The sequence below is a fragment of the Streptomyces sp. NPDC021212 genome (assembly GCF_044332925.1).
GTDB lineage: Bacteria > Actinomycetota > Actinomycetes > Streptomycetales > Streptomycetaceae > Streptomyces.
Genome location: NZ_JBIRPZ010000007.1, coordinates 38909 through 64551 on the forward strand (window position 1 = coordinate 38909; position 25643 = coordinate 64551).

The 25643-nt window shown below is 71.9% G+C and carries 27 protein-coding genes and 1 pseudogene; 7 read left to right on the plus strand and 21 right to left on the minus strand.

What is annotated here, in order from left to right; genetic code table 11:
• Positions 1-6 precede the first annotated feature (6 nt).
• The 3 genes from ACH4SI_RS19675 to ACH4SI_RS19685 form a co-directional block, all read right to left on the minus strand.
• A complete protein-coding gene (locus ACH4SI_RS19675; RefSeq protein ID WP_398297207.1) occupies positions 7-927 on the minus strand; it encodes a glutamate ABC transporter substrate-binding protein in 921 nt (306 codons plus the stop codon).
• A 17-nt stretch (positions 928-944) separates the two neighbouring features.
• Positions 945-1691, minus strand: a complete 747-nt coding sequence (locus ACH4SI_RS19680) for an amino acid ABC transporter ATP-binding protein (RefSeq protein ID WP_398297209.1) — start codon at positions 1689-1691, stop codon at positions 945-947.
• Positions 1692-1781: 90 nt separating this feature from the next.
• Entirely contained in the window at positions 1782-2222 is a 441-nt protein-coding gene (locus tag ACH4SI_RS19685) for a DUF6278 family protein (protein WP_398297211.1), read from the minus strand.
• Between the two features lie 155 nt (positions 2223-2377).
• Here ACH4SI_RS19685 and ACH4SI_RS19690 point away from each other — a divergent pair, with 155 nt between their 5' ends.
• Positions 2378-4207, plus strand: coding sequence for an SGNH/GDSL hydrolase family protein (locus ACH4SI_RS19690; protein WP_398297213.1), 1830 nt, complete (start codon positions 2378-2380; stop codon positions 4205-4207).
• 810 nt (positions 4208-5017) lie between these two features.
• Here ACH4SI_RS19690 and ACH4SI_RS19695 read toward each other — a convergent pair.
• The 14 genes from ACH4SI_RS19695 to ACH4SI_RS19760 form a co-directional block, all read right to left on the minus strand.
• Positions 5018-5797: an exodeoxyribonuclease III gene (locus tag ACH4SI_RS19695; RefSeq protein WP_398297215.1), complete on the minus strand. Its 780-nt coding sequence runs from the start codon at positions 5795-5797 to the stop codon at positions 5018-5020.
• A 30-nt stretch (positions 5798-5827) separates the two neighbouring features.
• Complete coding sequence (locus tag ACH4SI_RS19700) at positions 5828-6472, minus strand: MBL fold metallo-hydrolase (RefSeq protein ID WP_398297217.1); 645 nt, start codon at positions 6470-6472, stop codon at positions 5828-5830.
• Positions 6473-6510: 38 nt separating this feature from the next.
• A complete protein-coding gene (pcaC, locus tag ACH4SI_RS19705; protein ID WP_398297219.1) occupies positions 6511-7851 on the minus strand; it encodes a 4-carboxymuconolactone decarboxylase in 1341 nt (446 codons plus the stop codon).
• Positions 7852-7884: 33 nt separating this feature from the next.
• On the minus strand, positions 7885-8490 hold the full coding sequence (locus ACH4SI_RS19710; protein WP_398297221.1) for a hypothetical protein: 606 nt from the start codon (positions 8488-8490) through the stop codon (positions 7885-7887).
• Between the two features lie 32 nt (positions 8491-8522).
• Positions 8523-9674 (minus strand): ROK family glucokinase, encoded by a 1152-nt coding sequence (locus tag ACH4SI_RS19715; RefSeq protein ID WP_398297223.1) that lies wholly within the window; start codon positions 9672-9674, stop codon positions 8523-8525.
• A 215-nt stretch (positions 9675-9889) separates the two neighbouring features.
• Positions 9890-10672: an ATP-binding cassette domain-containing protein gene (locus tag ACH4SI_RS19720; protein WP_398297225.1), complete on the minus strand. Its 783-nt coding sequence runs from the start codon at positions 10670-10672 to the stop codon at positions 9890-9892.
• On the minus strand, positions 10669-11736 hold the full coding sequence (locus tag ACH4SI_RS19725) for an ABC transporter permease (RefSeq protein ID WP_398297227.1): 1068 nt from the start codon (positions 11734-11736) through the stop codon (positions 10669-10671). Before ACH4SI_RS19725 ends, ACH4SI_RS19720 begins: the two co-directional genes overlap by 4 nt.
• Positions 11733-12746, minus strand: coding sequence for a sugar ABC transporter substrate-binding protein (locus ACH4SI_RS19730; RefSeq protein ID WP_398297229.1), 1014 nt, complete (start codon positions 12744-12746; stop codon positions 11733-11735). Before ACH4SI_RS19730 ends, ACH4SI_RS19725 begins: the two co-directional genes overlap by 4 nt.
• Before the next feature lie 126 nt (positions 12747-12872).
• Positions 12873-13646 (minus strand): GntR family transcriptional regulator, encoded by a 774-nt coding sequence (locus tag ACH4SI_RS19735; RefSeq protein WP_398297231.1) that lies wholly within the window; start codon positions 13644-13646, stop codon positions 12873-12875.
• Positions 13647-13916: 270 nt separating this feature from the next.
• Entirely contained in the window at positions 13917-14357 is a 441-nt protein-coding gene (locus ACH4SI_RS19740) for an ATP-binding cassette domain-containing protein (RefSeq protein ID WP_398297233.1), read from the minus strand.
• 36 nt (positions 14358-14393) lie between these two features.
• On the minus strand, positions 14394-15242 hold the full coding sequence (locus tag ACH4SI_RS19745; RefSeq protein ID WP_398297235.1) for a transporter substrate-binding domain-containing protein: 849 nt from the start codon (positions 15240-15242) through the stop codon (positions 14394-14396).
• 134 nt (positions 15243-15376) lie between these two features.
• Positions 15377-16033 (minus strand): bifunctional 4-hydroxy-2-oxoglutarate aldolase/2-dehydro-3-deoxy-phosphogluconate aldolase, encoded by a 657-nt coding sequence (locus tag ACH4SI_RS19750; RefSeq protein ID WP_398297237.1) that lies wholly within the window; start codon positions 16031-16033, stop codon positions 15377-15379.
• Between the two features lie 185 nt (positions 16034-16218).
• A complete protein-coding gene (locus ACH4SI_RS19755; protein WP_398297239.1) occupies positions 16219-17184 on the minus strand; it encodes a sugar kinase in 966 nt (321 codons plus the stop codon).
• Positions 17185-17411: 227 nt separating this feature from the next.
• Positions 17412-17837 carry a ribonuclease domain-containing protein gene (locus ACH4SI_RS19760; RefSeq protein ID WP_398297241.1) on the minus strand — a complete coding sequence of 142 codons (426 nt, stop codon included), beginning with the start codon at positions 17835-17837 and terminating at the stop codon, positions 17412-17414.
• A gap of 167 nt (positions 17838-18004) precedes the next feature.
• Between ACH4SI_RS19760 and ACH4SI_RS19765 the strand changes: the two genes are divergently transcribed.
• From ACH4SI_RS19765 to ACH4SI_RS19780, 4 genes are read left to right on the plus strand one after another with little or no spacing between them, the layout of a single operon-like run.
• Positions 18005-18652 (plus strand): helix-turn-helix domain-containing protein, encoded by a 648-nt coding sequence (locus ACH4SI_RS19765; protein WP_398297243.1) that lies wholly within the window; start codon positions 18005-18007, stop codon positions 18650-18652.
• 5 nt (positions 18653-18657) lie between these two features.
• Positions 18658-18840 carry a DUF6126 family protein gene (locus tag ACH4SI_RS19770; RefSeq protein WP_398297245.1) on the plus strand — a complete coding sequence of 61 codons (183 nt, stop codon included), beginning with the start codon at positions 18658-18660 and terminating at the stop codon, positions 18838-18840.
• Positions 18841-18860: 20 nt separating this feature from the next.
• A complete protein-coding gene (locus tag ACH4SI_RS19775) occupies positions 18861-19718 on the plus strand; it encodes a maleylpyruvate isomerase family mycothiol-dependent enzyme (RefSeq protein WP_398297247.1) in 858 nt (285 codons plus the stop codon).
• A 31-nt stretch (positions 19719-19749) separates the two neighbouring features.
• Positions 19750-20610 (plus strand): hypothetical protein, encoded by an 861-nt coding sequence (locus tag ACH4SI_RS19780; RefSeq protein WP_398297249.1) that lies wholly within the window; start codon positions 19750-19752, stop codon positions 20608-20610.
• Between the two features lie 66 nt (positions 20611-20676).
• Here the strand turns inward: ACH4SI_RS19780 and ACH4SI_RS19785 are convergent, their stop codons facing one another.
• The gene (locus ACH4SI_RS19785) at positions 20677-22203 is read right to left on the minus strand and encodes an alpha/beta hydrolase (RefSeq protein WP_398297251.1); all 1527 of its coding nucleotides are present in this window, start codon (positions 22201-22203) and stop codon (positions 20677-20679) included.
• A gap of 214 nt (positions 22204-22417) precedes the next feature.
• Between ACH4SI_RS19785 and ACH4SI_RS19790 the strand changes: the two genes are divergently transcribed.
• On the plus strand, positions 22418-22891 hold the full coding sequence (locus ACH4SI_RS19790) for a carboxymuconolactone decarboxylase family protein (RefSeq protein ID WP_398297253.1): 474 nt from the start codon (positions 22418-22420) through the stop codon (positions 22889-22891).
• Here the strand turns inward: ACH4SI_RS19790 and ACH4SI_RS19795 are convergent.
• The 3 genes and pseudogenes from ACH4SI_RS19795 to ACH4SI_RS19805 all read right to left on the minus strand — a co-directional run.
• A pseudogene (locus ACH4SI_RS19795) lies at positions 22867-23213 on the minus strand (M20/M25/M40 family metallo-hydrolase); the annotation flags it as partial. The gene ACH4SI_RS19790 and the pseudogene ACH4SI_RS19795 sit on opposite strands and share 25 nt — an antisense overlap.
• A 244-nt stretch (positions 23214-23457) precedes the next feature.
• Positions 23458-23676: a hypothetical protein gene (locus tag ACH4SI_RS19800; protein WP_398297255.1), complete on the minus strand. Its 219-nt coding sequence runs from the start codon at positions 23674-23676 to the stop codon at positions 23458-23460.
• A 131-nt stretch (positions 23677-23807) separates the two neighbouring features.
• Positions 23808-24980 carry an epoxide hydrolase family protein gene (locus tag ACH4SI_RS19805; protein ID WP_398297257.1) on the minus strand — a complete coding sequence of 391 codons (1173 nt, stop codon included), beginning with the start codon at positions 24978-24980 and terminating at the stop codon, positions 23808-23810.
• A gap of 82 nt (positions 24981-25062) precedes the next feature.
• Here ACH4SI_RS19805 and ACH4SI_RS19810 point away from each other — a divergent pair, with 82 nt between their 5' ends.
• Positions 25063-25638: a CGNR zinc finger domain-containing protein gene (locus ACH4SI_RS19810; RefSeq protein ID WP_398297259.1), complete on the plus strand. Its 576-nt coding sequence runs from the start codon at positions 25063-25065 to the stop codon at positions 25636-25638.
• Positions 25639-25643: the final 5 nt, after the last annotated feature.

The window sequence follows — 25643 nt, forward strand, 5'->3', positions numbered from 1 at the left end:
CGGGCCTCAGTGGTAGCGGTCGACGGCGGGCGGTTTCGGGGCGGGCACACCGGACAGGCCGAGGGTCGCGTGGTACGCCCTCCTCCAGTCGCCGTTGCGCTCATGCGCCTCGATCGCGTCGTCCAGCGCGAAGCGCAGCGCGATGTCGTGCTTGGGCACGCCGACGCCGTACGGCTCCTTGGAGAACGGCCTGCCCACGACCTTCAACTCGTCGGGAGCCTTGGCCGCGTAGCCGAGCAGGATGACGTTGTCCGTGGTGACCGCGTCGACCTGATAGCTGAGCAGGTTGTCGACGCACACCGAGTACGTGTCGTACGCGACCGCGTGGGCCTTGGGGTAGTCGTGCTGGATGCGCTGGAGCGGGGTGGAACCGGCCGCCGAGCAGACCGTCTTGCCGGCCAGGTCCTCGGGGCCGTGGATGTCGTGGGTATCGGCGCGCACCAGCAGCGACTGACCGGCCATGTAGTAGGGACCGGCGAAGCCGACCAGCCGTTTGCGCAGCGGATTGATGGTGTAGGTGCCGACGTAGTAGTCGATCTGGCCGTTCTGGAGCGCGGTTTCCCGGTTGGCGGAGGCGATGGTCCGGAACCGGATGGCCCGGGGCGGGAAGCCGAGGGAGGCGCCGAGCATCTTGGCGATCTCGATGTCGAAGCCGGAGTAGCGGCCGGTTGCCGGGTCCTTCTCGCCCAGGTAGGGCTGGTCCTCCTTGACCCCGACGACCAGGTACCCGCGCCGCTTCGCCTTCCGCCAGGTGGGCGAGGAGGGCAGCCGGAAGTCCGTGGCCACCCGGTAGCGCGGCAGTTCCTCGGACTTGGGGCCCTTGGCGGGCGGACTGCCCGCCTTGCCGCAGCCGCTGAGGGCGCCACAGGCGGTGAGGGCGAGGAGCAGCGCGAGGACGGCGGTCAGGATGCGCCTCATATGCGTCATGTGCGTCATCGCCCGGCTCAGTGCTTGAGGATCTTGGACAGGAAGTCCCTGGCCCGGGCGGACTCCGGCGCCTTGAAGAACTCCTCCGGGCTGCGGTCCTCCACGATCCGGCCGTCGGCCATGAAGACCACGCGGTTCGCGGCGTACCGGGCGAAGCCCATCTCATGGGTGACGACGGCCATCGTCATGCCGTCCCGGGCGAGCTGCCGCATGACCTCCAGCACCTCGTTGATCATCTCCGGGTCGAGCGCCGAGGTCGGCTCGTCGAAAAGCATCACCTTCGGGTCCATGGCCAGCGCCCGGGCGATCGCCACCCGCTGCTGCTGACCGCCGGAGAGCTGCGCGGGGTACTTGTCCGCCTGGTCCGCGAGCCCCACCCGGTCCAGCAGCTCCCGCGCCCGCCGCCCGGCCTCCGCCTTGCCGCGCCTGCGGACCTTCACCTGGGCGAGCATCAGGTTGTCCAGCACGGTCCGGTGGGCGAACAGATTGAACGACTGGAAGACCATCCCCACTTCGGCCCGCAGCCGCGCCAGCTCCCTGCCCTCCTCCGGCAGCGGCCGCCCGTCCACCACGATCGAACCGGACTGGATGGTCTCCAGCCGGTTGATCGTCCGGCACAGCGTCGACTTCCCGGACCCGGACGGCCCGATGACCACCACCACCTCCCCGCGGCCGACGGTGAGGTCGATGTCCTGGAGGACGTGCAGCGCGCCGAAGTACTTGTTGACGTTGCGCAGCTCGATCAACGGTTCACCCACGGCCATACCGCGCAAACTATCCACACAAAAGCGGCACTTCGGTCAGGACACGCACCGTTGAGCGGATAACGCCCGAAATGGGAGTGGGGTGGGGCGCTAGCCCTCCGAGACCTCCGCGTACAGCTGGGACAGTTCGGGGGCGCCGTCGGCGGCCCACTGGTGGCCCGCCTCGACCACGTCGACCTCCCGGCCGGAGCCGAGCCTGACCACCGGGCGGCCGTTGGGCCACACCTGCCAGACGGCGCCCGGCACGGTGCGGATGATGACCGTGCCCAGATACAGCCCCGCGTCGTTACCGAGCCAGGGCAGCTCCTCCGGGTCGTCGCGCCAGCGCGGCACCAGCTGGTCCAGCGCCTCCAGGGAGTCGGGCGAGTCGTCGAGCCCGATGCCCGCCTGCGCGGCCCGGGCGCGCAGCAGTTCGCACTCCGAGAGGAGTTGCGCCACGCCTTGGGGGTCCGCCTCCTGGGCGCTCATCAGAGCCGTACCGGAGGCCGCACCATGCCGCTTGCGCCAGTTGTCCAGGAAGGGGATGTTCATACTTCTCAGCGTCGCACCAAGTGCACGAGCACACCACAGGGCGCGCGGTGGGGGTCCGTGACCCGTTGCTTGTCTTGACGACACCCTGCCGTCTTTCTACGTTCGCCATGCACCTGTCGAATCACCGGTCGGGCTGGTTACGAGAGGGGACACATATGCGCGTCGGCAGACCATGGTCGGTGGCCGGGATCGTCGCGGGAGGTGCCACCCTCGTACTCCTCGCACCGGCCGCACCCTCGGTGGCCCAGGCCCCCACCACCACCAAGCCGCTCCCTTTGGAGCGGCTTTTCGACAACCGGGCGGTCGGTGACGACACCGCGCCGGGCACGGCCGACTTCGACGGGGCGGGCAACTCCCTGTCCGCACAGGACCTGCGGGCCGCGGGCTGGACCCCCGGGCGCGCCATCGCCCTCGACGCGGCGCGGCTCATCTGGCCGCGGGGCGCCGGGTCCCGGCCCGACAACGTGATCGCCGACGGGCAGTCGGTGGAGCTGCGGGGGCACGGCGACGCGCTCACCTTACTGGTCGCGAGCAGTTCCCCGGACGGCCCCGGCGCCGGGGCGAGTGGCACCGGCCGGATCCGCTACCAGGACGGCTCGTCCGGTACGTACACCCTGAGCGCCCCCGACTGGCGCGCGGGCCCCGCCGCCACCAAGGCGGTCGGCCTCCCGCACCTCAACACCGCCGACGGGCAGCGGGCGGAGGCGGCCCGGCTGTACGCGGTGACGGTGCCCCTGCGCGGCGACCGGCAGGTCGCGTCGGTGACGCTGCCGAAGGATCCGGGCCCGGGGGCCGATCTGCATGTCTTCGCCGCCTCGCTGCGGCAGCCCGCGCGGGGCTGGACCGGCAGCTGGGCCGCGAGCACCGCCGGTTACACCAAGGTCGGGCCGTGGACCGACCAGACGCTGCGGCTCGTCGTGCACACCAGCGCGGGCGGCCCTGGCGCCCGGGTCCGGCTGGAGAACACCTTCGCCGCCGCCCCCGTCGAGATCGGCCACGCCACGGTCGCCCTCCAGGCGGAGGCTGGCGGCGCGGCGGCGAGCGGCACCCCGGTGCCGCTCACCTTCCGTGGCCGGGCCGGGGCGTCGATCCCGGCGGGCGCGCAGGTCTTCAGCGATCCTGTGAACTTCCCCGTGCCGGCCGACGCGAACCTTTTGGTCAGCATTCACCTTCCCGGGCCGGTCGCGGCGGTGCCGGTGCACACGCAGGCCACGCAGCGTTCCTTTCTGAGCGCGCCGGGCAGCGGTGACCGTACGGGCGAGGCGGGCGCCGACGCGTACACCGGCACCCTCACCACGTGGCCGTTCCTCACCGGTGTCGACGTCCGGGGCGGCCCGGGGTCGGTGGTGGCCCTCGGCGACTCCATCACCGACGGCACCAAGTCCACGACGGACGCCAACCGGCGCTGGCCCGACGTCCTCGCCCGGCGGCTGCGCGCCCAGTCCGGTGTGTCCGGTGTGCCCGCGTACGGCGTCGTCAACAGCGGCATCTCCGCCAACCGCGTGGTCACCGACGTCTACCCGGGCGACGGGGTCTCGACGGTCACCAGCGGGGTGAGCGCGCGCAGCCGCCTGGAACGGGATGTCCTGGCCCAGACCTCGGCCCGTACGGTCGTCATCTTCCAGGGCATCAACGACCTGCGCTGGGGCACGTCTGCCGAGGACGTCATCGCGGGGCTGAAGGACCTTGCCGCGCGGGCGCACGCACGGGGGCTGCGGGTGGTGGGCGGGACGATCACGCCCTGCGAGGGCGAGTCGCTGTGCACCGCCGACGCGGATGCGCGGCGTTCCGTGGTGAACGCCTTCATCCGCGACAACGGCGGGGTGTTCGACGCGGTCCTGGACTTCGACGCGGTCGTACGCGATCCCGGGCACCCGTCGCGGATCCTGCCCGCGTACGACAGCGGCGACCATCTGCACCCGGGGGATGCCGGTTTGAAGGCGATGGCGGACGCGATCCCCCTGCGGTCGCTGGCAACGGGCTGAGTTCCCCCACCCCGCCCCTCCCCGACCCTCCCCGACCCCGGGGGCAAGCCCCCGGCCCCCCGGCTGGGGGCTCCCGCCCCCAAACCCCCACCGGGGCTCCGCCCCGGGCCCCCGGGGGCCCGGGGTGCGCAGCCGGGAGGCAAGCCGCCCCGCCCGGGGCTCCGTTCTTGGACCCCGGCCCGGGGCGCGCGGAGGTACACAGGCGGGAGGCCGGAGCCTCCACCCGGGGCTCCGCGCTGGCCCCGCAGTGGGGACTTCGCCCCCACACCCCCACCGGGGCTCCGCCCCGGGCCCCCGGCCGGGAGGGAGCTTGGAGGCGCACAGCCGGGATGCGGTGGCCGCCCCGCCCCTAGCCCCCGGTTCGGCCCCGGGCCAGGGCCGCAGTCCGGCAGGACTTCGCCCCTGGACCGGTGCGGGACTCGCCGGAGACGCACAGCCGAGAGGTGATCCTGCCCCGCCCGGGCTCCGCGCTGGGGGCTCCGGTGCGGGGCACGAGGCCCCTGCCGGGAGATTGGGGCCGCGCCCAGGGCAGGACCCCGTGGTTGTGGGCAATCGTTCCGCGGAGGGGGCACCTCCCAGCGGTAGCTGGGGGAGGGACGGGTGGGCACAACCCGGCCACCGGGCCGCACCCGCGCACGAGAGCCCCGGGGCACCCCGGGACAGGCGCAACCACCCACCAGGCCGCACCCGCATACGAAACCCCCGGGCGCACCCTCGCGCGAGGACCCCGGGGGCGCCCCGGGCGGGCGCAACCGCCCACCAGGCCGCGGTCGGGATCAAAGGCACCGGCCACCCGGCCGGGCATCGGGGTCAGACCTGGACGTCCACCACCACCGGCGCGTGGTCGGACGCGCCCTTGCCCTTGCGCTCCTCGCGGTCCACGTACGCGTCCCCGACCGCACCGGCGAACGCGGCGTTGCCGTAGACCAGATCGATCCGCATGCCGCGGTTCTTCGGGAAGCACAGCTCCCGGTAGTCCCAGTACGTGAAGGGGTGGTCGTACTTCAGGGGCCGGGGGACGACATCCGACAGGCCACCCTCGCGCAGCGCGGCCAGGGCCTCGCGCTCCTTGTCGGTGACATGAGTCAGGCCGTCGAAGCGGGTGCGGTCCCAGACGTCGTCATCGCTCGGAGCCACGTTGAAGTCGCCGAGGACGGCGAAGGGCCGGGGGCCCTTCGCGTCCTCGGTGACCGCGGCCCGCAGGGCGTCCAGCCAGCGCAGCTTGTAGTCGTAGTGCGGGTGGCCGATCTCGCGCCCGTTGGGCACGTAGACCGACCAGACCCGCACCGGCCCACAGGTGGCGGCTATGGCACGGGGCTCCTGGTCGCCGTCGTAGTCGGGGCCGCCGGGGAGGCCGGAGACGATGTCGTCGAGGCCGACCCGGGAGAGGACGGCCACCCCGTTCCACCGGCCGGTGGCGTTGACCGCGGCCTCGTAGCCCAGCTCGCGCAGCGGCTCGTACGGGAAGGCGGCCTCGGCGCACTTGGTCTCCTGGACGCACAGCACGTCCGTGCCGCTGCTCTCCAGCCAGGCGAGCAGCCGGGGCAGCCGGGCGGTGATCGAATTGACGTTCCAGGTCGCGATGCGCATGGGGGACAACCTACATCCCGGGTCGGACACCTAAAGCGGGAGCGATTCGCCCGGGGTCAGCCGGACGTGCTCCGCGGTGCCGGTCCCCGGTCCGTCCGGGCCCAGCATCCGGCCGTACACCATCGGCGCCAGGTCGGACAGCAGTGCGTCGTGGATGTCGACCGCGCGCCGCGGCGCGACCTCGCGGACGTAGTCGAGGATCTCGGAGAACTTGTTCCAGGGCGCGTGCAGCGGCAGCAGCAGGGTCTCCACGGGGCGGTTCGGCACGGTGAGCGCGTCGCCCGGGTGGAAGACCGCGCCGTCCACCACGTAACCGACATTGGTGATCCGCGGGATGTCGGGGTGGATGACGGCGTGCAGCTGTCCGTGGACCTCGATGTCGAAACCGGCCGCGGTGAAGGTGTCGCCCTCGCCGACCGTGTGGACCCGGCCCGGGAACGCCGCCGAGATCTGCTCGGCGACACTGGCGAGGGTCCAGATCCGCGCGGCGGGGTTGGCGTCGAGCGCCGACCGCAGCCGCTCCTCGTTGAAGTGGTCGAAGTGTTCGTGGGTGACGAGGATCGCGTCCGCGCCGGCCGCAGCGTCCTGTTCGCTGACGCCTCCGGGGTCGATGACGAGCCGCTGCCCGTCCTTCTCCAGGTGGACGCAGGCGTGACCCTTCTTGGTGAGCTTCATGAGGATCATTGTCCTCCCCCGGCGCCCGCGTCACACGCCTACTCCCCCGGGCTGGTCTCCTCGCGGATGACCCGCTGGGCGACGGCGAAGGCGGAGTTCGCGGCGGGCACCCCGCAGTAGATGCCGGTGTGCAGCAGCACTTCCTTGATCTCGGTCGGCGTCAACCCGTTGCGCAACGCGGCCCGGGTGTGGAAGGCGAGTTCGTCGAGGTGGCCGCGGGCGGCCATGGCGGTGAGGGTGATCACGCTGCGGGTGCGGCGGTCGATGCCGGGCCGGGTCCACACCTCGCCCCACACATAGCGGGTGAGGAAGTCCTGGAAGTCGCCGGTGAAGTCGTCGACCTGGGACTCCGCGCGGTCCACATGGGCGTCGCCCAGCACCTCGCGCCGGACCTTCATGCCCTGGTCGTAGGTGTCGGCGCGGCTGTCCGGCGCCACCGCGGGCGGCTGGGTGTAGCCGATCTCGACGGGCGGGCCGGCGGGCGCGGCGGCGGCCGGGGCGCTACGCGGCGGGGCCGGGGCGGTGTCCGGCGGCGGCACCGGCGTCAGCACGGGCTTGACGGGCGGGGCGGAGACCGCGGTCATCCCGGTCGGGTGGTCCGAGGACCGCCACGAGCTGGAGAAGTGGCGTACGAGCAGATCGGTGACGGCGGCGGGCTGCTCGACGGGCGCCAGGTGCGAGGTGCCGGGGACGAGCGCGAGCCGGGCGTCGGGTATGCCCGCGACCAGGACGCGGGCGTCGGCGGCCGGGGTGACCTGGTCCTCGGCCCCGGCCAGGACGAGCGTGGGGATCCCGATCCGGCCCAGCTCGGGACGGATGTCGAAGGCGGCCAGCGCCTCGCACGCGGCGATGTAGCAGCCGGGGTCGGTGGTGCGGACCATCTGGACGGCCCAGTCGACGATGGCGGGCTGGGCGGCGGCGAAGGTGGGGGTGAACCAGCGCTCGGGGGTGGCGCGGGCGATCGGGTCGAGGCCGTTGGTGCGGACCACGACGCCGCGCTGCCGGAAGGAGTCGGCGGTGCCGAAGCGCGGGGCGGCGGAGACGAGGGCGAGTGAGCCCACTCTCATGGGATGTCGTAGCGCCAGCTCGGCGCCGATGGCCCCGCCGAGCGAGCAACCCGCGTAGCCGAAGCGGTCGATGCCCAGCATGTCGAGGGTGGCCAGCAGCCGCGCGGCGAGTTCCGCGACGGAGGGGGCCGGGTGGGCGGGCGAGCCGCCGTGGCCCGGCAGGTCGAAGCGGAGGACGCGCCAGTGGCGGGACAGCTCGGGTATCTGGCGGTCCCACATGTGCCAGGTCGTGCCCAGCGACGGGCCGAGGACGAGTACGGGCCCGTCCTCGGGGCCGTCGGTCCGGTACTGAAGTGTCTTGGTCTCGCTCACCCGGAAACGGTATCCCGAACGTCGTAGGGGTCCCTACGGCGTAATCGTGGAGACCACGTAGACCTTCGGATGCGCCGGGTTGTCGTTCCTGACCGTAATCCTCAGCTTCGGCTGCGGATGCTTCTGCTTGATCACCATTCCGGACCAGTCGTGACCGGCGGCTCCGACCTGCCAGCCGACCTTCTTGGCCTGCGCGTCCGTGATGGTCACCGCGCCCTGCTTCAGCGCGGAGGGACCGGTGCCGAGCTTGCCCAGGAAGCTGTCGAGTCCGTCGCGGGACGTGACGAACTGCACGTACAGCGAGCTGACCTTCCACGAGTTGGTCTCGAAGGAAGCGACCTTGAGGGAGTTCGGCGGAATCGGAATGTCGTAGATGCGCCGCTGCACCCGGGACGGGTAGCCCGCGGAGAGGCCCTTGGCCTTGGCCGCCTGGACCTTCTCCGAGCCGCCGTCGCGGCTCTGACTGGCGGAGATCGCCAGATAGCCCGCCGGGATCGCGATCAGCAGGAAGACGATCACGGCCTTGAGCCAGCGGCGCGGCGGACGGCCGCCGTCACCTCCGGACGCACCGGGCATACCGGGCGGCTCGCCGGGCGTACCGGGTCGCTCGGAGACGGGGCTTGTGTGGGCACCGGACACGGGGGCTCCTCCGGGACGCTGCTCGGCGGTGGTCACTCGCGGCCTGCCTGACCGCGCGGCGCCAGCCGCAGCGGGGAGGTCCCGGCACGCTCGTACCGCTCGACGCGGCGGCGGGTGGCGCGGCGGAAGCGGCGGGCGACGAGCCGGGCGAGGTCGGCGGCGCCGACCATCCCCGCCTCGGGCCCCAGCTGGGCCTTGACGATACGGGCCTCCGGCCGGTAGCCGCGCCCGGTCAGGGTGCGCCGGAACGCCTCCCGGGCCGGGACGATCAGCAGGTCGTCGGCGGCGCTGACGCCACCGCCGATCACGAAGCAGGAGGGGTCGAGGGCGGCGGCGAGGTTGGCGATGCCGACGCCGAGCCACTGGCCGATGTCCTGGAGGAGTTCGATGCACATGGCATCGCCGTCCCGGGCCAGCTCGGTGATCAGCGGCCCGGTGATCTCCTGGATGTTGCCGCCGACCCGGTCGTTGATCCCGTACGCCACCGGCGACTCGGCGGCGGCCAGCTCACGGGCCTCCCGGACCAGCGCGTTGCCGGAGCTGTACTGCTCCCAGCAGCCCCGGTTGCCACATGGGCAGCGGTGGCCGGCGGGCACGACCTGCATATGGCCGAACTCCCCCGCGACCCCGTACTTGCCGCGCTTGACCTGGCCGTCCTCCAGGATCGCGCCACCGATGCCGGTGCCGAGCGTGATCATGACGAGATGGTCCTCGTCGCGTCCGGCGCCGAACCGCCACTCGGCCCACGCGGCCGCGTTCGCGTCGTTGTCGACCATGACCGGAACGGCGAGCCGCGCGGCGAGCCGGTCGCGCAGCGGCTCATTGCGCCAGGACAGATGCGGCGCGAACAGGACCCGGTTGCGGTCCGCGTCCACCCAGCCCGCCGCCCCGATGCCGACCGCGTGCACATCGTGCCGGTCGGACAGGTCCAGGACGAGTTCGGTGATGGTGTCCTCGACGACCTTGGGGCTCTTGGACTTGTCGGGCGTCTCGGTGCGCAGCTTCTCCAGGATGTTGCCGTCGGCGTCGACGACCCCGGCCATCACCTTCGTGCCGCCGATGTCGATGCCGACCGTGGGGACCCGGGGCGCGCTCAGATGCGAGCGGCGCTCACGCGTGCCGACGGTCCGCAGCACGGTGGCCCGGGCCGAGCCCCGGTGCACTCTTTCGCGGTAGATGCTCATCGGCCGGCCCCTTCACCGGTGCGGGGGATGCGGTCGCTGCGGGTGCGTGCTCGCAAGAGTTCGTCGTCCCTGCGGGTGTCTCGGGAGGCCGGGGCCTCGGCGTGCGATGGTCATGGAGCGGGTGGGGCCCGCCGTGCGATTGTGCCTCAACCGCCCCTCGCGGTGCATGGTGAGCAATCGGACACCCGGCGGATCCCGCCCCCTTCACGCACCAGTCAACGCGCCAGCTCGTGGGTGAGCTGTTCCAGCTCGCTGCCGCCCGCCATCTGGCGGGTCAGGTCGTCCAGGGCGATCTCGTCCTTGGCGTGACTGCCCGCCATCGTGCCGCGCTTGAGGAGGACGAAGCGGTCGCCGACCAGGTAGGCGTGGTGGGGGTTGTGCGTGATGAGGACCACGCCGAGCCCGGCGTCGCGCGCGGCGGCGACGTACTTGAGCACCACCCCGGACTGCTTGACGCCCAGCGCCGCCGTCGGCTCGTCCAGGATCAGGACCTTGGCGCCGAAGTGGACGGCGCGGGCGATCGCCACGCACTGGCGCTGTCCGCCGGAGAGGGTGCCGATGGGCTGGTCGACGTCGCGCAGGTCGATGCCCATGCGCAGCAGCTCGCGGTGGGTGGTCTCGCGCATGGCGGGCACGTCGAGGCGGGTGAAGGGGCCGCGGCCCTTGCGGATCTCGGAGCCGAGGAAGAAGTTCCGCCACACCGGCATCAGCGGGACGACGGCGAGGTCCTGGTAGACCGTGGCGATGCCGCGGTCCAGGGCCTCGCGCGGCGAGCCGAGCCGGGTCTCCTCCCCCTCGACGGCGAGGGTGCCCTCGTCGTGCTGGTGCAGCCCGGCGACGATCTTGATGAGGGTGGACTTGCCCGCGCCGTTGTCGCCGAGGACGCAGGTGATCTGCCCGGCGTGGACGTCGAGCGAGACGCCCTCCAGGGCCTTGACGCTTCCGTAGTGCTTGCCGATGTCGCGCAGCTCGATCAGCGGAGTCCCGGATGTGGTCATGCGCTTGCCTCCGCCCGCTTGCGGACCCACCAGTTGAGCAGCGTGGCGAGCAGCAGCATCGCCCCGAGGAAGAACTTGAACCAGTCCGCGCCCCACTGCGCGTACACGATGCCCTTGTTGGTCATGCCGAAGATGAACGCGCCGACGGCGGCGCCGACCGCCGAGCCGTAGCCGCCGGTCAGCAGGCAGCCGCCGATGACGGCCGCGATGATGTAGAGCAGTTCGTTGCCGACGCCCTCACCGGACTGGACGGTGTCGTACTTGAACAGCAGATGCTGTCCGGAGATCCAGGCCGCCAGGGCGACCCCCATGTAGAGCCCGATCTTGGTGCGGTTCACCGGCACGCCGACCGCGCGGGCCGCCTCCTTGGCACCGCCCACCGCGAAGATCCAGTTCCCGGCGCGGGTGCGCAGCAGGATCCAGGTGGCGAGCGCGATCAGGGCGAACCACCACACCACGGTGATCTGGACCTCCACGTCCCCGATGGTCAGGTGGGAGGCGAAGACCTGGCGGGCGGAGGGGAAGCCCTCCATGTCAGCGATGGTCTTGGTGGAGACGGTCTCGCTGATCAGCTTGGTGAAGCCGAGGTTGCAGCCCTGGAGGATCAGGAAGGTGCCGAGCGTGATGATGAAGCTCGGCAGGTCGGTGCGCACCAGCAGATAGCCGTTGAAGAAGCCGATGGCGAGGGTGACCAGCAGGGACACCCCGGCGCCGACCCAGACGTTCGCCGTCATCTGGTACGAGACCATCGACGAGATCAGCGCGGACGAGGTCACCAGGACGCCCGTCGACAGGTCGAACTCACCGCCGATCATCAGCAGCGCGACCGGCACCGCCATGATCCCGATGGTCGAGGAGGCGTAGAGCACGGTGCTGAAGCTCGACCACTGGAGGAAGGCGTCGGCGGCGATCGAGAAGAAGACGAAGACGGCGGCGGCGCCGACGACCGCGCCCAGCTCCGGGCGGCCCGCGAGGCGCCGCAGCAGCGGGGTCCGCGTCACCGGGCGCGCCTCGGCGTCGTTCGGCTGCGGCTCGTCGTTCTGCGGCAGGGTCTCCGCGCTCATCGGGTGCCCCGCTTCGTGAACGCCGCCAGCTTCTTCGCGTCGTCCTTGGTGACGATCTGCGGGCCGGTGAGGACCGGCTTGCCGCCGCCGAGCACGTCCGCGTTGTAGCGCTGGAGCCAGAGCAGGTCCACCGCCTCGTACCCCTGGAGGTACGGCTGCTGGTCGACGGCGAAGCCCAGCGTGCCGTCCTGCAGCCCGGCCGCGACCTTCGCGTTGAGGTCGAAGGTGTCGATCTCCGCCTTGCTGCCCGCCTGCTCGACGGCCTGGGAGGCGGTGTCGGCGAACGGTGCGCCGAGGGTGACGACGGTGTCGATGTCCTGGTCGGACTGGAGCTTGGCCTCGAGGGAGGACTCCACGTCGGGCATGTTGGTGCCCTCGACGTAGATCTTCTCCAGCTTGCCGTCGAAGGTCTTCTCGGCGCCGTCGCAGCGCTGCTCGTGGCCCACGTTGCCCTGCTCGTGCAGGACGCACAGGGCCTTCTTGCGGCCGCGCTTGTTCAGCTCGTCGCCGACGGCCTCGCCCGCGATGGTCTCGTCCTGGCCGACATGGGTGAGCGCGCCGAACCTCTTGGACTCCGCGGAACCGGAGTTGACCGTGATCACCGGTATCCCGGCCTTCTCGGCGCGCCGCACGACGGACTTCATGGCGTCGGGCTTGGCGAGGGTGACGATCAGGCCGTCGACCTTCTGGTCGATGTACGACTGGACCAGCTGCGCCTGTTCCTTGCCCTCCTCGTTGTGGGCGTAGAGGAACTTCACGTTGTCCTTGACGGCGGCCTGCTTGGCGCCGTTCTGCACGATGTCCCAGAAGGTGTCGCCGTCGCCGGAGTGGGTGACCATGGCGAAGGTCATCCGCGGGGTGTTGACCGCCGCATGCCCCGAGGCCGCCTGCGCGGCCCGCTTCTCGGCCCGCAGCCCGCCGGTACTGCTGCACCCGGCCAGGGCCGCGCCCAACAGTGTCGCCAGCACGGCGGCGGTCAGCGCGCGTGCCCCTGTCCCAACTCTGGCCACGAAGAAGCCTCGTCCCTCTTGTCCCGTTTCATGTCGGCGGCCGGGAGCGACATGATCGGCCCCGGCCGCCGCCAAGTATCCGTTACGGGACGCGGCCGGGGTTCCAGGGGGCCGTGGGACGCGGGCTCAGGGACGTACGAGCAGCTGGAACTCGAACGCGTAGCGCGAGGCGCGATAGGTGTGCGAGCCGAACTCGACCGCCCGGCCCGTGTCGTCGAAGGTCGTCCGCTCCATGGTCAGCAGCGGTGCGCCCTCGGGCTCGCCCAGCTGCTTCCCCTCGTCGACGGTGGCCGCGCGGGCGCCGACCGCCTGGCGGGCGCTGTGCAGGGTGATTCCCGCGGCGCGCATCAGCCGGTAGAGGCCCGTCTCCTCCAGTTCCGCGCTGTCCAGCTCGAGCAGCCCGGCCGGGAGCCGGTTGGACAGGTGCGCCATGGGTTCGCCGTGCGCCAGCCGCAGCCGCTCGATCAGCACCACCTCGGTGCCCTCCGCGATGCCGAGCGCCGCGGCGACCTCGGCGGTGGCGGGCTCGGTGGTGTTCAGCAGCACCCGGGTGGCGGGGCGCTGACCCGCCGCCTCCAGGTCGTCGTAGAGGCTGCTCAGCTCCAGGGGGCGCTTGACCTGGCTGTGCACCACCTGGGTGCCGACGCCCCGGCGCCGCACCAGCAAGCCCTTGTCGACCAGCGACTGGATGGCCTGGCGGACGGTGGGGCGGGACAGCCCGAGCCGCCCGGCCAGCTCGATCTCGTTGCCGAGCAGGCTCCCGGGTGCCAGCCGTCCCTTTTCGATCGCCGACTCCAGCTGCTGGGACAGCTGGAAGTAGAGCGGGACCGGGCTGCTGCGGTCGACGCTGAACTGGGGCGCATCCGCCCCGCCGGAGGAGTCTTCTTCCTGCTTTGCCACGGGGCGAGCGTAGCCGGATGAACAGATGACGGGAAGTCGTGAAGTTCTGTTGTCCGGACAAACTACGCAGGGGAATCGACAACGCTGTCGTTCGTGTCTGTCCGTAACCAGCAGCGCGACCCGTGGCCCGGGCCCACCTCCATCTCGGGCGGCCGCCGCGTACAGGCATCCATGGCGTACGGGCAGCGCGGCCGGAATACGGGTGGCGGGGCGCGAGGATCACCTCGTCGCTGGGGCCGCGCTCGACGATCTCCCCCCGGTACATGACCCTCACCTCCGAGGCGAAGTGCCGGGCGGTGGCCAGATCGTGCGTGACGTACAGCAGGGCGAGCCCACGCTCGTCCTTGAGCCGGTCCAGCAGCCCCAGGATCTCCAGCCGATCGACACGTCCAGCATCGACACCGGCTCGTCGGCCAGCAGCACCTCGAGCCCCGGCGCCGGCGCGCGGGCGATCGCGACGCGCTGCCGCTGCCCGCCCGACAGCTCGTGGGGGCGCTTGTGCGCCATGTCGTCGGCGGGCGTGAGGTTCACCGAGCGCAGCAACTCCCGCGCCTTCGCCTCGGCGTCCGCCCCGCGCCGCGCCCGGCCGCCCGCCGGCAGCGGGCGGGTGAGGCGGTGGCCCACGGTGTGCGCGGGGTTCAGCGAGGCGAACGGGTCCTGGAACACCATCGGTACGGCCCGCCGGTACTCCTTGCCCCGGGTCCGCCTCACAGCACGGTGACGAACAGCGGGCCGCCTTGGACATCGTCACTCAACCGGGCGCGCCAGCCACTCGTCCGCGTACTTCCGGTACGTCCCGTCGTGCGTCGCCAGATGCACCCACTGGTCGACGTAATTCTTGAACTGGGCGTCGGCGCGGGGCAGCGCGTACGCCTTCTCCGAGAACGAGAACGGCTTGTCCGGGTGGACCGCGCACAGTTCGGGGTGGATCTTCGACTGGTAACGCGTCTCGCTCGCGTCGGTCATCATCACGTCCGCGCGGCCGTCGATGATCTCGTCGAAGATCGTGGTGTTGTCGGGGTGGACGGTGAGGGTGGCCCGCTTGATGTGGGCGCGGGCGAACTGCTCGTTGGTGCCGCCCGGGTTGACCACGACGCGGACGCCCGGCTGGTCGATGTCGTCCAGCGTCTGGTACTTCTTCTCGTCCTCGCACCGCACGATCGGCGTCTTGCCGTCGGTGAGGTACGGCTCGCTGAAGGCCGCCTTGCGGGCCCGCTCCAGGGTCACCGACACCCCGCCCATGCCGATGTCGCAGCGCCCGGCGGCGAGGTCGTCGACCAGCTTCGCCCAGGTCGTGGCGACGAACGTCGGCTTGGCGTCGAGGCTCTTGGCCAGGTCGCCCGCCATCGCGATGTCAATGCCGGTGTAGGCGCCGGTCTTGGCATCGCGATGGCTGAACGGCCGGTAGTCGCCCGTGGTGCACACGCGCAGCACGCCACGCTGGGGCACCCGGTCCAGCAGAGTGCCGTGCCGCGCGGTGGAATCGGCCGCGGCGGCGGCGCTCGGCCGGGACGCCGTGCCGTCGGCCAGGGCCGAGCCCGCGGCGGTGGCGGCGAGCACGGCGGCGACGGTGGCGAGCGTGACGGCGCGTCTCATGGGGACTCCTCGGCAGCGGCATGATCACGGCGCGCTCAGGGTGCCAGAAGACGCCGTCCGGGTGAACCCGTCGGTCACCAGCCGGAATCCGGGAAATCCGGGAAACGGGACGCGCCGCAGGGGGCGAGCCGCCGTCAGTACCGCTCCGACCCGGGGTCGTCCAGCGGCGGGTCGGCGTCGGCGAGGCGGGCCAGCAGCTCGGAGGCGCGCTTGGCCACGGTGTCGCGGTCGCCCTCGGAGAGCGCCGAGCCCATTCCGCAGGCGACTGCCCCGGCGGCGATCCAGTCCGGCGCGTCGGCCACGGTCACCCCGCCGGTCGGCACGAAGGCGGCCTGCGGCAGCGCGGCCCGTACGTCCTTGATCCAGCGCGGCCCGTACGCCGCGGCGGGGAACAGCTTCAGCGCGTCCGCACCCAGCTCCATCGCGCGCACCGCCTCGGTGGGGGTGGAGACCCCGGGGAAGACCGGCAGGCCGTAGCGGTGGCCGGTGCGGATGACGTCGGCGTCCAGGCTCGGGGAGACGAGGAAGCGGGCGCCCGCGTCGACGGCCATCCGGGCGGACGCGCCGTCGAGCACCGTGCCCGCGCCGATCACCGCGTCGTCTCCGATCTCCCGGATCAGGGTGGTGACCGCCTCCAGCGCGAAGGGCGTGGTCAGCGAGATCTCCAGGCTGGTGATGCCCGCCGAGAGCAGGGTGTCCGCCGTCGCCGTGGCGTGGTCGTAGGTGTCGCTGCGGACGATGGCGAGGACGCGCTGCGCGAACGCGGCCCGGGTGATCTCCCAGCGGTACACGGCAGTCGCCGCCTTTCCTCTCCTAGGGTCTGCTGCCTGATCGTGCCGCACCCCTGTGCCTCCGGGATATGCGGCGGTGAGCGGTGTGCGATGGGTGTGGTGCGGTGCTGCGATGCGCTTGAGGATCTTGCTTTCTCCGAACTGAACCGAACGGGACGCGGGTGCCGGCGGGCCTGGACCCGGTGCTAGCGGTGGACCCCGTCGCCGCCGTTGACGATCTCGGCGAGCGCCCGGTCCCGCGCGAGCGCGGAGGGCAGTCCGTCCGTGTCCGACGCGGCCTGGACGACGAGCGCGGCGACACACGCGGCCTCGGCCAGCGCCCGGGGCTCGGACAGCCCGCGCAGCCTCGCCGACAGATACCCCGCGGCGAAGCCGTCACCCGCGCCTATCGGGTCGACCAGCGGCACCGAGTGCGGCGACTGCTGCCAGCGGCCGTCCGAGGTGATGACGGTCGCGGAGTGGTCGGCGCGCTTGATCACGACCTCCTGGGTGCCGCCCTCCAGCAGCTCCTGCGCGGCCTCGTCGGCGGGCTGCGCGGTGAGCAGCTCCAGCTCGTCCTCCCCCGCCAGGACGAGATCCGCCTCGCGCAGCAACGGCCCCGCCGTCTGCGCCCACTGGGCCGCACCGCCCAGCTTGCGCCGGACGTTGGGGTCGAAGGACACCTTCGCCCCGGCCTCCCGGGCCAGCTCCACCAGCCGGCGGCTGGCGGCCGCGGCGGTCGGCGAGAGCATCGGCGTGATCCCGGATATGTGCAGCATCCGGGCGCCGACCAGCGCGTCGGGGCTGATCTCGTCGGAGGTGAGACGGGACGCGGCCGATCCCATGCGGTAGTACTGCACGTCGATCGCGCGGTGCGGATGGCTGTCGCGCAGCAGCAGCCCGGTGGGCGCCTGCTCGTCCACGACGGCCTGCGAGACGTCCACCCCGTCGGCGCGCAGCTCGCGCAGCACGGCCTCGCCCGCCGGGTCCGCGCCGACCCGGCCGAGCCAGCGCACGGTGTGGCCGAGCCGGGCCAGCCCGGCGGCCACATTGGACTCGGCGCCCGCCACGGAGCGGCGGAAGTGCACGGCCCGGTCGAGCGGTATTCCCGGCTCCGCGAGCAGCAGCAGCATCGCCTCGCCGCACGTGACCACTTCCGGACCGTTCGCCACCGCTGCCTCCCCGCGCGTCCACTACTACCGGAACGGTATCGGCAACCACCGACAAACGGCGGCCCGGGGGCACGAGATCGTTCCCAAAGAGACCGAGATCATTCGCGCACCCGCGTGCGTGCACAGCACAACGGCCGCTGCCTGGCGGGGCGGCGGCCGTTGCGCGTGGGGGGTGGCGGTTCGTGAGGTGCGGTTCGTGCGGTGGGCCGTACGGCTGGGGCGACGGCTCAGCAGCCGCGGTCCACCAGGTCGAACGACTCGTAGTGGTCCGCGGTGTAGTAGTCCTCGTCCTTCTTCTCGCCGGTGACGATGCGGCGGGCGCCGCGGTCGTCGGAGCCGGGAGTGATGACGGTGTACTCGTGGTAGTAGCCGGAGGACTGGGCCGGAAGGATGCCCTCGCGGTTCTGGAAGACCGTGTCGTCCTGCGGGAACGGGTACGGGCCACCCTTTTCGATCAGGTCGAGGGTGTCATGGGCCTGGGACGGCAGCTTCGAGTAGCAGATGTCGCCGACGTCCGCGATGACCTGGGCCGACGCGACGGTCGTGGGTGCGGCCGGGGTGGCGGTGGCCGTGGCGGCCGTGCCGCCGACGAGAAGCGAGGCGGCGAGGGCGCCGAAGGCGCCGATGCGGGCAATCCGTGGGGGGATTTTCATGCCCTCTAGCATGACGCGCGTAGACCATGGCATGTCAATGCCAAGTGACGGGAGTTTTCGCGGAGTTCACGGGTGACGCGCGAAGCGGAGAAGGCGAGACCGGACCGTGATTTTGCCTCTCAGGCAAGCTTTTTGCCTTGGAGGCGAAGACCTCGTATACCGGAGATATGAACCCGTTCCCCGAGGGGGACCACGCGGAACCGTCCGCCCAGCCTTCCGCCGAACTGCCCACCGTCGCTCCCCGCCTGCGGGATCTGCGGCGCGGCAGCGGGCTGACCCTGGAGACGGCGGCCCACCGCGTCGGGCTCTCCCCCGCGCATCTGTCCCGGCTGGAGACGGGCCGCCGCCAGCCGTCGCTCCCCATGCTGCTGGCCCTGGCCCGTACCTACGGAACCACGGTATCCGACCTCCTCGGCGAGGTGCCGCCGAGCCAGGACCCCATTGTGCGCGCCGACCGGATGGAGGCGCAGGAGGCGGGCGGCTGGACGTACTGGCGGGCCGGCGGCTCCGGCCGGGCGATGCAGGCGCTGCGGCTGCACGTGCCGGAGGGCTCGGGTGCCCAGGACGACTTGGTGCGCGTCCACACGGGCGAGGAGTGGCTGTACGTCATCAACGGGCGGCTGCGGCTGACCCTCGGCGACGCCGTCCACGTACTCGACGCCGGCGATGCCGCCCACTTCGACTCGCTCACCCCGCACCGCATCGCCGCCGCCTCCCCTGGCGGTACGGATCTGCTCTTCGTCCACACCCTGCTGCAGAGCGGGGCCGCCGAGCTGTGCCTCGGCGACGCCGCCCGCCGCGGAGGAAGGCCCTGAACTCCATGAACGACGCGACCCCTCACCAGTCCCCAACAGACCCGGCTCCGGCCCCGGCTCCGAAGACGGCGCGGGAGCAGGACCGGGCACCGATCCCGGTCTCCGTCCGGGTCTTCATCTATGTCGTCGGCGTACATATTTTCGCCGGTTTCCTCTATCTGCTGTTCTACCTGGGCGGCGCCAAGTAGTCCTGGCACAATCCCCGGGCATGGACTGGTCACGCCTCGGGCCCCCGCTGGACGTACGCCCCCTCTTCCCTCTCGACCGCGGCGCCCTGCTGGACCTGCTGACCGGGCTCGATCCCGCCGACTGGCGGCGCCCGACCGCGTGCCCCGGATGGGACGTGCACGATGTGGCCGGGCACCTCCTCCACGACCACATCCGCCGGCTGTCCGGCGGCCGCGACGGCCACCCCGGGCAGCCCTTCGGCCCCGGCGAGACGCTGCCCGCGTACATCACCCGTACCAACCAGGAGTTCGTACGCGGCACCTCACGGCTGCTCAGCCCCCGGCTGCTGACCGACCTGCTGGCCACGCTGGGGCCACAGCTGGACGACCACTGGGCGCGCCTCGCCCCTGACGCGCCCGCCGGTTTCGACGTCTCCTGGGCCGCGCCCGGGGTCCCGGCCCCGAACTGGCTGGACACCGCCCGCGAATACACCGAGTTCTGGGTCCACCAGCAGCAGATCCGCGACGCCGTGGGCCAACCGGGTGCCGATGGCCCGGAGTTGCTGCACCCGGTGCTCGACACGTTCCTGCGCGCCCTCCCCCACACCCTCCGCGACCACCCGGCCCCGGACGGCACCTCCGTACGGATCCGGGTGCCCGGCCCGGCGGGCGGCCGGTGGACGGCCGTACGCGAGGAGGATCACTGGCGCCTCGGCACGACCGACGCCCCGCCCACCGCCGAGGCCGTCATCGACGCGGACGGGCTGTGGCGCCTGGCCACCCGGGGCATCACCTCGGAGGCGGCCCGCTCCCGGGCGACGCTCCACGGGGACGAGCGGCTGGCCGGTGCCGCGCTGACACTCCTGGCGATCATCCGGGAGCCCGACACACAGCCCTGATCGACACCCTGCCCGGAAAGGCGGCCCACCGATGGAGGACCGCGCGGCGTCGACCGCCCGCACCATGTGGACCCTGTTCGAACCGATCCACGCCGTCGCCTACTTCGCCCCCGAGGCCCTGGCGGCGTACGAGGACGCGGGCCTGCGCGGCTTCTGGCGCGGCTACTTCGCCTGCCGTGCCGCGCCGCTGGGCCCGGTCGGGCCGGAGCCCGTCGCCGCCGCCTTCTTCTCCTTCGCGCCCGCCATGGTCGCCCGCGCCCTGCCCGACGTATGGCAGCTGACCGCCCCCGAACGCGCCCTGGAGCTACGCCGCGCGGGCGCCGTGGCCGCCCTGCGGCGCCTGCTCACCGGCCACGAGCGCGAGGCGGAACGAGCGGGCGAGGCCCTGGTGCCCCGGGCCGCCGGACTCGACACCGCCGGCCGCGTCCTGGCCGCCGCCCACGCCTCGCTGGACTTCCCCGACCAGCCCCTGGCCCGCCTGTGGCACGCCGCCACCCTGCTGCGCGAACACCGTGGCGACGGCCATGTCGCCGCCCTCGTCGCCGCCGGGCTCGACGGCTGCGAGGCCCTCGCCCTCCGCGCGGGCACCGACATCCCGCGCACCGAACTCCAGCCCTACCGCGGCTGGACCGACCAGGAGTGGGAGGCGGCCCGCCTCCGCCTCACCGAACGCGGCCTGCTCCTCCCCGACGGCACCGCCGGCCGGAACGGACGCGAACTGCTGCGGGCCGTCGAGTCGGCCACCGACCGCGCGGCGGGACGCCCCTGGCGCGCCCTGACCCCGGAAGCGGCCCGGGACCTCACCACCCTCCTCACCCCGGTCTCCCGCGCCTGCGCCGCCGCGCTCCGCTTCCCGAACCCGATCGGCCTGCCCGAGCCGAGTGGCCGGTGACAGTGGGCATGACCGGCCCGAGCACGCCGCACTCGACCACGGCGGGACCGTACGGCGCTGCCAGGGCTACGCATCGCAGGTCAGGTCGTGTGCGGGGAGCCGCCCCGTGCGCAGGTAGGCGTTGACGCGCTCGTCGACGCAGGCGTTGCCGTACTCGCCGTACAGACCGTGCTGGCGGGCGCCCTCCACGGTGAGCAGCCGGGAGCTCGGCCACCGCTCGCGCATGGCCTCGGCGCCGGCGTAGAGGGTGCGGGGGTCGCCGGTGGCGTTGACGAGCAGGGCCGGGACGTCGTTGTCGAGCACGGTCGGCGCCTCGGCGGGCCGGTCCCAGAACTCGCAGGGGGTGATGTTGCCGGCCAAAGGCCCGGCGAGTGGGAACCGCTCGCGGGACTTCTCGACCGCGCGCCAGTAGCTGCCGACGCCGCGCCGCTCGGCCACGTCGCCGCAAATGATCGCGGTCATCTGGCTGGAGGGGGCCGAGCCCGCCGCGGTCAGCAGCAACTCCAGCTGCTGCGCCAGCTTGTGGGGCGGCTCGACCGGCTCCCGGTCCGCGGCGCGCGCCAGGAGACGTACGGTCCGGGCCAGGTCGGCGCGCCGCTCGTCGAGGTCGCTGCCGAGGCCGCCGATGAAGAGGGCGGGGAGGACGTGCTCGTCCAGCAGGTACGCCTCCCCGATGCGCAGCGGCTGCTGCGCAGCGGCGTCGAGGATGTGGTTCACCGTCGCGAGGACCTCGCCGCGCGTGGCGCCCAGCCGGTAGGTGGCGTGCCGTGCGGCGGCCCAGGACGCCCAGGCGCGCAGGGCCGCCTCGTTGGCCGCCTCGGCGCCGCGCAGCAGGGTCTGGTTGTAGTACTCGGGGGAATTGACGCCGTCGAGCACCATGCGATCGGTGCGGCCGGGGAAGAGCTGTGTGTAGACCTCGCCGAGGTAACTGCCGTAGGAGTAGCCGAGGTAGGAGATGGTCTCCTCGCCGAGGGCGGCGCGGACGACGTCCATGTCGCGGGCGGTGTTGCGGGTGGTGACGTACGGAAGCACGTCACCGTGGGCGCGCTTGCACCGCCCGGCCAGGTCACGCGCGACGGCGACCTCCTGGCGGTACGCGACGAGGTCGGCACCGGCCGAGCGGAGGAAGGCGGAGCCGAGGTCCCAGCCGCAGTCGAGCGGGGTGCTGCGGCCGACGAAGCGCGGGTCCATGCCGATCAGGTCGTAGCGGTCGGCGACCTCTCCCATCACCTCCGACTTGGTCAGCGGCATGTGGAGGCTGGGGCCGGCCGGTCCCCCGTCGTTGAGCAGCAGCGGACCGACGCGGTGGGCGGTGTCGGTGGCCTTCAGGCGGGATATGGCGACGGTGAGGGTGCGACCGCCGGGGTGGGCGTAGTCGAGCGGCACGGTGATGTCGGCGCAGTCGGCGCCTGCGGCGTCCAGCCTCTGGCCGAGCTCGTCATCGGGGCCGAGCGCGCAGGCGTGCCAGTCGACGTACTGGCCGTGGAAGCGGGCCAACGGGTCCGGGGCGGCGACGGCGGCGGGGGCCGTCGCGGTGGCGGCCAGCACCGCCGCGCACGCCGCGAAGGCCCTGATGTGTCGGAATCCTGACATGCCCGCACGCTAGGGACGGCGGACACTTCAGCACACTCCGGGAAACCCCCGAAACCGGATGGGGTTGTCACCCGAAAAACTCAGTCGGCGGGTTTCTGGTGTCTCCGGACCATGCCCCTCACAGGAGACGCGGGTCACACTCGCCGATGTCACACTTCGCCGCGCTGTTCCGTCAGAGAGGTGTATCGACCTACGACGACACGAGGAGCCCACGATGGATGCTCGCTTGAACCTCTTCGGCAACCCGGCCGGCGCCACCTTCCTCAAGCACCTCACCGCGGGCGGCAAGGCGGTCTCGGATTCGACGCTGCCGGCCGCGACACAGGAACTGGTCAAGCTCCGCGCCAGCCAGATCAACGGCTGCGGCTTCTGCACCGACATGCACAGCAAGGAGGCCGCGCACGCCGGGGAGACCTCGGTGCGCCTCAACCTGGTCGCGGCCTGGCGGGAGGCCACGGTCTTCACCGATGCCGAACGGGCCGCGCTGGAGCTGACGGAGCAGGGCACCCGCATCGCCGACGCGGCCGGTGGCGTCACGGACGAGGCATGGGCGAACGCCGCCAAGTACTACGACGAGGAGCAGCTCGGCGCCCTGGTGTCCCTCATCGCCCTCATCAACGCCTACAACCGCCTGAACGTCATCGTCCAGCAGCCCGCCGGTGACTACCGGGTCGGCCAGTTCGGCTGATCACCGGGCTCTTCACCGGACGCCAGGAAATCCCCGGCCGTACCGGCCAGTCGTCGCAGGAGTCCGGCGACCAGGGCGGTCTGGGCGGGCACGGTGTCGGGGTAGATGAACTCGCCCTGGGCATGGGCGCCGTCGCCGACGGCGCCCATGCCGCACAGAACGGGCAGGCCGAGGGCGGCGACGAAGTTGGCGTCGCTGGCGCCGCCGACGGCGGCGTCGGGCAAGTCCCCGCGGCCCTGCTCGCGAGCGACCTCGCGGGCGAGGTCGAGCAGGGGGCGGAGGCCGCGTTGAGGGTCATGGGCGGCCGGTTCCAGGCGTGTTCCGCTCTCGGCACGTTCCACGCGCCGACGCTGCTGTGAGCCACCCTGGCGTCGGGCCCCTCCCGTGGGGCCCGCCGGCCCGGCGCAGGGCCTCGATCTCGGCGAGCGGGTCGCGCGGCTGTGGGAAGCCGGGCGCGCAGCCGGGGCACGCCTACGCGGTCCCGCCGCCGACGCCGGCGCCGTACTCCACCGCGACGACGACCGGCTCCCGGGTCGGCCGCCGGCAGCGCGCGCAGACCTGCGACATCACCGCGCACTCTCCTGACCGGCCAGAACCAGGGCCTCGCGCAGCCGCGCGGCGTCGGTGAGGTAGCGGTCGAGTCCGACGGGAATGCGCCAGTAGGTGCCCGGCCGCACCAGCCAGTACAGGGGCCCGTGCCGGTCCTGGATGACGGCGCCCGCCCGGCACCCAGCCGCTTCCGCGTGGCCCTCGCCCGCGAGGGGGCCGAGGTCGTCGGGCTGCACACCCGCATCCTGGACGGGCTCCCCGTGGAGCGGGTGACCCTCACCATGCGCCCGGGCCCCGAGGCCGCGGCGGCACACGCGACGTACGCGGCCTGGGATTACCGGAACATCGGAAAGTCACCCAGCCGCGTTCACCGATTGGCGGCCAGCACTGCCGCGAGGCCCTCTTGCAGATCTTTGACGAAATACTCGGGAACCTCCAAGGACGGGAAATGTCCCCCGCTTTCGGGCACCCTCCATCGGACGATCTGTCGGTACCGTTCCTGTGCCCAGGGGCGCGGGCACTTCTCGACGTCGCGGGGATACATGGTCACTGCTGACGGGACGTCGACCCGAAGTTCGGGGTCCAGCGAGTTGTGGCTTTCGTAGTAGATGCGGGCCGATGATGCGCCGGTCCGCGTCAGCCAATACAAGGTGACGTCGTCAAGAACCCTGTCTCTGGAAATCGTCTCGAACGGGCTGTCTTCGGTGTCCGACCATTCCGCGAACTTGTCGAGGATCCAGGCAAGAAGCCCGACCGGTGAGTCGACGAGCGAGTAGCCGATGGTCTGCGGCCGGGTCGCCTGCTGCTTCGCGTACGCCGCGCGGTGGCGCCAGAAATCGCGGGTTTCCTCGGCCCACCTGCGCTCGACCGCCGTCAGCCCGTCCGTTGTCACCCCGGGCGGTCCCTCCGCGAACGTTGTGTGGATGCCGAGAACGTGCGCCGGGAACCTGCCGCCGAGCACCGTGGTGATATTGCCTCCCCAGTCGCCGCCGTGGGCTGCGAACGTGCCGTAGCCGAGCCTTCCCATCAGTTCCACCCATGCGGCCGCGATCTTTTCGGTTCCCCATCCGGTGGTGGCCGGCTTGTCGCTGTAACCAAAGCCCGGCAGCGACGGGACCACGACGTGGAACGCCGGCGCGTCCGCGTCCTTCGGATCCGCCAGCTCGTCCACTACATCGATGAATCGAGCAATGCTGTCCGGCCAGCCGTGCGTCAGGATCAGAGGAGTGGCATCCGCGCGCGCGGATCGGCGGTGCAGGAAGTGGATTCCCAGACCATCGATGGTCGTGCGGAACTGGCCGATCCGGTTGAGGCGCTCTTCGAACGTCCGCCAGTTGTACCCGGTACGCCAGTAGTTCACGACATCGACGAGGTCGGCGAGAGGAACGCCCTGATCCCATCGGCGAGGGTCGGGGCCGGCGCGATGGACCGTCTCGGCCTCCGGTAGCCGCGCCGCGGCCAGTCGCGCGCGCAGATCGTCGAGGTCGGCCTCAGTTGCGTGGGCTTCGAATGTGTGGACGTCGCTGGTGGGACCGAGCATGAGACCTCCTGGTCATCGCGGAACCGGCTAAGACGGTTCTAGCATGTGTTCATGCCGACGCACAACCAGCTAAGGTGGTTCCATGCGTGATGGGTTCCCTGACTTTCGCCTCGGTAAGGTGCTGGCGACCAGCTTCACGGCGACCCTGACGGAGCGCCGTGGCGACGCCGTGGAGCGCATTCCCGTACCGCACCGACTCGTCGACTGGCTGGCGGTGAACGGCCTCGCCGTGGACTCCTGCACCACTGCCCAGCTCGACCTCGCCCGGGAACTGAGGGAGTCGATTCACGCGGCCGCGACAGCGGCCGCGCTCCAGGACGCCCTCCCTGCACCTGCTGTCCAGATCATCAATGACCGCAGCATTCAGGGCCGGGCCGCGGCCGTCCTGACGCCCGAGGGTGAGCGGCGATGGCGGCTCAGCTCGGCTTCCCGCGTGGAAGACGCCCTCGGCGTGATCGCCGCCGACGCGATCGACATCATCTCGGGCGAACGAGACGGAAAATTGGCCTTGTGCGCATCACCCACCTGCCAAGCCGCCTTCTTCGACACCAGCCAGAGCCGCACCCGCAGATGGTGTGAGATGAACACGTGCGGGAATCGCCAGAAGAAGGCGCGATTCCATGCCAACCAGCGCAGAACCCCCAGATCAGCGGGGTGATCATT